This is a genomic window from Bartonella sp. CE47NXGY (genome assembly GCF_042195415.1).
Lineage (GTDB): Bacteria > Pseudomonadota > Alphaproteobacteria > Rhizobiales > Rhizobiaceae > Bartonella.
The window spans coordinates 69155-75525 of record NZ_JBHIOI010000007.1; the positions used below are offsets into that span (position 1 = coordinate 69155).

The following is a 6371-nucleotide window of genomic DNA, read 5'->3' on the forward strand; positions in this document are numbered from 1 at the left end:
TAAAGATATATGCAAATAAATGGAGTAACAATGGCTGAACAAAAGTCTCGCTACACATATGAAGAGCTTCTAAGCTGCGCTCGCGGCGAAATGTTTGGTAGAGGTAATGCGCAATTGCCAGCACCGCCAATGTTAATGATTCATCGAATCACTCAAATTAGTGAAACTGATGGTAAATACGATAAAGGAATGGTTCGCGCCGAATTTGACATTACACCAGACATGTGGTTCTTTAATTGTCACTTTATAGGCGATCCCGTCATGCCAGGATGTCTCGGACTGGATGGTATGTGGCAATTAACAGGTTTTTTTCTTGGTTGGCTAGGCGAACCAGGCAAAGGAAGAGCAATATCAACAGGTGAAGTAAAGTTATCAGGGATGGTAACTCCACAAACCAAAATTCTTGAATATGAAATAGATTTTAAGCGTATTCGACGTGGAAATTTAGTCTTAGGAATAGCTGATGGGTGGCTAAAAGCAGATGGAGAGACTATTTATAAGGCGAACGATTTACGCGTTGCTTTATTCAAAGAAGATTGAACGTTATTTCCGTCAGAAAGAACTTTTCACTATTCTGTATGGAACGAGGAGGTATGAATGCGTCGAGTTGTTGTAACCGGAATGGGAATTGTCTCCGCAATTGGAAATAATCCTGGAGCTGTTTTAACCAGTTTACGTGAAGCAAAATCCGGAATTTCTTACGCACCTCAATATGCTGAATTAGGCTTTCGTAGCAGAGTTTATGGCAAGCCCGATATTAATATAGAAGAACTCGTAGATCGACGTGCTCTACGTTTTCATGGGCGTGGAACAGCATGGAATCACATCGCCATGGATCAAGCAATTGCTGATGCGGGTCTAGAACCGCATGAAGTATCGAACGAACACACGGGTATTATTATGGGTTCTGGAGGTGCTTCAACACATTCAATCGTAGAAGCTGCTGACATTACACGCCAAAAAGGTCCAAAACGTGTTGGACCTTTTGTTGTCCCTAAAGCGATGAGTTCCACAGCATCTGCAACATTAGCAACTTTCTTTAAAATAAAGGGGATCAATTATTCAATCTCTTCAGCTTGTGCTACCTCCAATCATTGTATTGGTAATGCTTACGAAATGATACAATATGGTAAACAGAAGCGCATCTTTGCCGGTGGCTGCGAAGATTTGGATTGGACACTATCTGTTTTATTCGATGCCATGGGCGCTATGTCCAGCAGATATAATGACATTCCTCACAAAGCTTCACGTGCTTATGATGTTAATCGTGATGGTTTTGTCATTGCTGGAGGTGCTGGCGTTTTAGTCCTTGAAGATTTAGAACTTGCTAAAGCACGTGGTGCAAAAATCTACGGAGAAATCGTTGGATACGGTGCGACATCCGATGGACATGATATGGTTGCCCCATCAGGAGAGGGAGCAGAACGATGCATGCGCATGGCCCTTGCAACAGTCGATAATAAAATTGATTATATCAATCCCCATGCGACAGCAACTCCTGTTGGTGATCCTCCTGAGATAGAAGCTATCCGTCGTGTCTTTGGAGCAGGTGATCAATGCCCCCCCATTTCCGCTACCAAGTCTCTAACAGGACATTCCTTGGGAGCAGCAGGTGTTCACGAAGCAATCTATACATTGTTAATGATGAATCATAATTTTATTTGTGAAAGTGCCCATATTGAAGAACTTGATCCAGCTTTTGCTGATATGCCAATCGTTCGTGAACGACGTGATCATCAACAACTGAATACCGTATTGTCGAATACTTTTGGCTTTGGCGGTACCAATGCAACGCTTGTTTTCCAACGTTATGTATAAACAAAAGCTCTTAGTAATTGAAAAAAGTACGGTCTTACGGAGAATAATATGAAAGGTTTGATGGAGGGCAAACGCGGCCTTATTATGGGAATTGCGAATGACCATTCAATTGCTTGGGGCATTGCCTGTCAGCTCGCACAAGCAGGAGCGGAATTAGCGTTGACTTATCAAGGAAATGCTTTTGGAAAACGTGTTCATCCCCTAGCAGATAAACTTGGCTGCAAATTAGTGCTAGAGTGTGACGTTGAAAAAAGTGAAAATATTGATTACGTCTTTGAGCAACTTGAAAAAGAATGGAAAACAATTGATTTTATTGTCCATGCCATTGGTTTTTCAGATAAAACTCAGCTAAAAGGGCGTTACGTTGATGTTACAACACGTGAAAACTTTCAACGCACGATGGTTATTTCAGCTTATTCCTTTACTGAAATTGCCCAGCGCGCGGGTAAGCTTATGCCCAATGGAGGAACACTTTTAACTCTTACCTATGGTGCTTCACAGCAAGTTGTGCCTAATTATAACATCATGGGTGTTGCTAAAGCAGCTTTAGAAGCTATGGTACGTTATTTAGCAGCGGACTTTGGTCCTCAAAATATTCGTGTCAATGCGATTTCCGCTGGTCCTGTTAGAACTTTAGCAGGTAATGGTATTGCAGCTGCACGGGCAATATTTTCACATCAACGCCGTAATGCCCCATTACGGCGTACCGTAGATATTCATGAAATTGGAAAATCTGCTCTTTATCTACTCTCTGACTTATCATCAGGTGTTACAGGTGAAATCCATTATGTTGATTCAGGCTATAACATCATGTCTATGCCAATACTTGAAGAACTGAAAAAAAGTGACGATTCCCAAGAAGAATAAAATTTATTTCATTGCACTAAAAAAGAAAATCAATCATGTACATAGTGCTTTAATCGGGTATTGAGTACTTTCTCAGCTATATAATAGTGTATTGACTTATAATAATATGACGTAAGGAATATGTGCAAATGTTTGTAAGAATAAGTCAATACAAAACCAGATGTACGATGCCTTGTTTCGCAAAATATTTTATAAAAGCCGGAATATTTCTTCAATCCATGGTTGATAAAGTGTGTATTTTATGACGTTATTTACCTTACTAAAGCATACGCTTTTGCCATTGCTTATAAATCAATATCCAACCCTCATGCCACCGCAGTTTGAAACAGAGATTAGAGAATTATTAAAACCCTTAGTTTCAGCTTTTGTGTAGCAAATTGAAAAAATATTCCTACCGTTTGATTTATTCTTGAAACGCAAATACAATCTAATTTAGGATGAATATGAAGGCGTAAAGAAATCAATCATTAATCTTACTATTGTTCTTTAATGAAAGCATTGCTCTGATGTGTCAGGTAAAATAGAACACCCAAAAACACTATAGCTGTTTCTCCTTCATGCATTTTTTAAAGATATCTCTCAATGCACGCCATTCCATTTCACAATGGTACCTGTAGAACATATAAAAAATCCTTGTGAAGTACATAAAATCCTTTTTTTACCACCATTTTAATGTTTATACAGATGACAAACCGACACCGTCATTTTACTTGCCATGTTCTAATATTGAAACAACCCTTGACACTTGAGATGATTCATTAGAAGTATCTTTAATAATTTTTATCCACATACTAACCCGCTTGTGACAAGCAAACATATATTTTTAATTAACTCAATACAAAAATAAAATGAATTATTTATATAAAGCAATTTCTTATCTTTATAATCACATTATTTTTCAGTTTAAATGACAGCCACAAACAAGTACAATAACATTTTTTCAATCTTAGACTTTCAAAGTTATAATTCCAAAAATCATTTCTTGCATATAAAAAACAGAATTGACATGTGAGAAAATAAAAGGCTTAAATATCTCTACTGAACAGCTTCAAGTGCCAAGAGCTGTCTCACAACATTTGGGGGTGTAATGATGCTCGTCTTCCTCCTTCATAAACATAAAGATGGGGATGTGCACAATAGCTTTATCGGTTACACTATTCACAGTCACCGTCGCAAATTGGACTTAGGATTTTTAAGAGAGGTCTCTTTAAAACAAGCACGTGAATATATAACAGCAATCGTGTTTTTTTGGACGTTCTATTTTACCTGACACATCAGAAAAATGCTTTCATTAGAAAATGAGAAAAATAAAGGTGTGAGATAATCTCCATTATTTAAAAGATATTGCTTTAGATAGCGTAAAACTGAATTTAAAAATGATTGTAGAAATGGGAACAGATTTTCAGCTTTAAAATTTCATCTTCTTCCCAAATTAGATTGTCTTCTTGTTTTAAAGAATTACAAAAACAGAGATTCACAATATCCCTGCCCCGATATTCTTAGCTTATACGTTACATAAATAAGATGCTTCTACCTAATGAGTCTTGTATTATTCTGTTTGCAAATATCATTGTGAGATGAATTTAAGAGACAATAAAAATATCTTGTTCATTACATTACATAAACACGTATAAGTGGAAACGACAATTTATCTTCAAAGAGATAGCTCTTAGACAAAAGCCAAAACTTTTATATTTCAGCCATGTTTCATAAAGAATCGAATGATATGAATCTATAATTTTCTGGAATATGACTGCCTTATACAACCATCAATAAAATCTATTTTATATGTCTATCATAGCATGTTTCTATTTTTTACGATTGGAATTATTAAAAAACAGGATATCATTGAATTTCGTCCTTGAGAGCGCGGCTTAGTAATGTGTTTGCCGCTTCAGTTATATTTTTACCACAATAGAGAATTTGATAAATTTGTTCTACAATGGGCATTTCTACCCCAATACGCTGCGCCAACGTATATACTTCCTTGGTATTTAAGTATCCTTCCACAACCTGACCAATTTGTTTTTCTGCTTCTTTTATATCTATTCCTTTACCAAGAAGTATTCCAAAACGGCGATTACGCGACTGATTATCAGTACATGTCAAAACCAGATCACCTAAGCCTGTCATTCCCATAAATGTGGAAAGCTCAGCACCCATAGCCTCCCCTAAACGACTGATTTCAGCTAGTCCTCGTGTGATAAGAGCTATTCGTGCATTTGCCCCAAAACCTATGCCATCTGATATTCCTGCACCAATAGCAATAACATTTTTGACTGCCCCCCCTAATTGAACACCAATCATATCTGAACTTTTATAAACTCTAAAACTTTTGTCACAATGAAAAAGTTGCTGCAATTCTTTACCAAACTCAACATCAGAAGCTGCTATCGTCATTGCAGTAGGCCAACCAATAGCTAGTTCTTGAGCAAAAGTTGGTCCAGAAAAAACAGCTAAAGGAATTTTTTCACCTAAAATCTCACGAGCAACCTCTTGTAAGAAACGTCCAGTACCATGTTCTAAACCTTTTGTAGCCCAAATAACGCGTGAATGCTGATCTAAATAAGGCTGAATATTATACAAAACTTGATGAAATACATGGCTTGGAACAGCGATTAATATATTGTGACTTGCCGTTATTGCAGTTTCAAGGGAAGCTTCAAGTAATAAATTTTCAGGAAATCGAACATCGGGTAAATATACTTGATTACAACGTTGTTCCTGTAATTCTTTGATATGTTGAGGACTATATCCCCAAAGTAAAACATTATGACCATTACGGGCAAGAGCTATCGCTAATGCAGTACCAAAAGAACCAGCACCTATAACTGTCATTGCAACGGTTTTCATTAAATTTTCTGATTATTCTCTAAATTTTTGATTTCAATTGCATATTATTATTACAATAATTTTAATGCTATCTTTAATATAAATTCTTTAAATCTAAAAATATTACTGCTTCGTAGCTTTTTTATCTCACACAATATAAAAATTTGTTTCGCACATTCTCTTTCTTTGTAGTAAATTTTACAAACATCACTTTTTGTATATTCTACAAATAGCTATTTGTCTCAAAAATTAAAGATTGGCTAAATACCCCACGGACTTTCTCTTTTAAATTAAAAGTATATTCAAAATAATGATACTCATTCCACTGATATCTTGTACTTATCTCCTGCTTTATATCCTACAAATTTCTTCTACGAAGCTGATACATGCCGCATCAGCTCCGTAGATATTTCTAACAACTACTCCACAGGAAACTGCGTATTTGGACCTTGCTCCATGGGCATTTCTGAACCAGGTGCTTGATCTACAGGAGTTTGCGTACTTAGACCCTGCCCCATAGGCATTTCTGAACCAGGTGCTTGATCTACAGGAGTTTGTGTACCTAGACCCTGCCCCATAGGCATTTCTGAAACAGGTGCTTGATCTACAGGAGTTTGCGTACCTAGACCCTGCCCCATGGGCATTTCTGAACCAGGTGCTTGATCTACAGGAGTTTGCGTACCTAGACCCTGCCCCATGGGCATTTCTGAACCAGGTGCTTGATCTACAGGAGTTTGCGTACTTAGACCCTGCCCCATAGGCATTTCTGAACCAGGAGCTTGATCTACAGGAGTTTGCGTACTTAGACCCTGCCCCATAGGCATTTCTGAACCAGGTGCTTGATCTACAGGAGT

At 37.4% G+C, this 6371-nt stretch carries 4 protein-coding genes and 1 pseudogene; 3 read left to right on the forward strand and 2 right to left on the reverse strand.

Annotated elements, in window-relative coordinates; translation table 11 throughout:
- The first annotated feature begins 30 nt into the window (after positions 1 to 30).
- Genes fabA through fabI form a run of 3 tightly spaced genes read left to right on the forward strand, consistent with a single transcriptional unit; the run spans position 31 to position 2685 of the window.
- The gene (gene fabA, locus ACFIL3_RS04145) at positions 31 to 540 is read left to right on the forward strand and encodes a 3-hydroxyacyl-[acyl-carrier-protein] dehydratase FabA (RefSeq protein WP_273722474.1); all 510 of its coding nucleotides are present in this window, start codon (positions 31 to 33) and stop codon (positions 538 to 540) included.
- 57 nt (positions 541 to 597) lie between these two features.
- A complete protein-coding gene (fabB, locus tag ACFIL3_RS04150; protein WP_375628420.1) occupies positions 598 to 1818 on the forward strand; it encodes a beta-ketoacyl-ACP synthase I in 1221 nt (406 codons plus the stop codon).
- A gap of 48 nt (positions 1819 to 1866) precedes the next feature.
- A complete protein-coding gene (fabI, locus tag ACFIL3_RS04155) occupies positions 1867 to 2685 on the forward strand; it encodes an enoyl-ACP reductase FabI (RefSeq protein WP_375610038.1) in 819 nt (272 codons plus the stop codon).
- Between the two features lie 1845 nt (positions 2686 to 4530).
- Here the strand turns inward: fabI and gpsA are convergent.
- Entirely contained in the window at positions 4531 to 5538 is a 1008-nt protein-coding gene (gene gpsA / locus ACFIL3_RS04160) for an NAD(P)H-dependent glycerol-3-phosphate dehydrogenase (RefSeq protein WP_375612834.1), read from the reverse strand.
- A 398-nt stretch (positions 5539 to 5936) separates the two neighbouring features.
- Positions 5937 to 6371: pseudogene (locus ACFIL3_RS04165) on the reverse strand (cytochrome o ubiquinol oxidase subunit IV); the annotation flags it as partial.

What these genes read in the sequence shown, in the direction of transcription:
- fabB (WP_375628420.1), top strand. Translation starts at nt 598, where the DNA reads ATGCGTCGAGTTGTTGTAACCGGAATGGGAATTGTCTCCGCAATTGGA.
- gpsA (WP_375612834.1), bottom strand. Translation starts at nt 5,538, where the DNA reads ATGAAAACCGTTGCAATGACAGTTATAGGTGCTGGTTCTTTTGGTACT.
- fabI (WP_375610038.1), top strand. Translation starts at nt 1,867, where the DNA reads ATGAAAGGTTTGATGGAGGGCAAACGCGGCCTTATTATGGGAATTGCG.
- fabA (WP_273722474.1), top strand. Translation starts at nt 31, where the DNA reads ATGGCTGAACAAAAGTCTCGCTACACATATGAAGAGCTTCTAAGCTGC.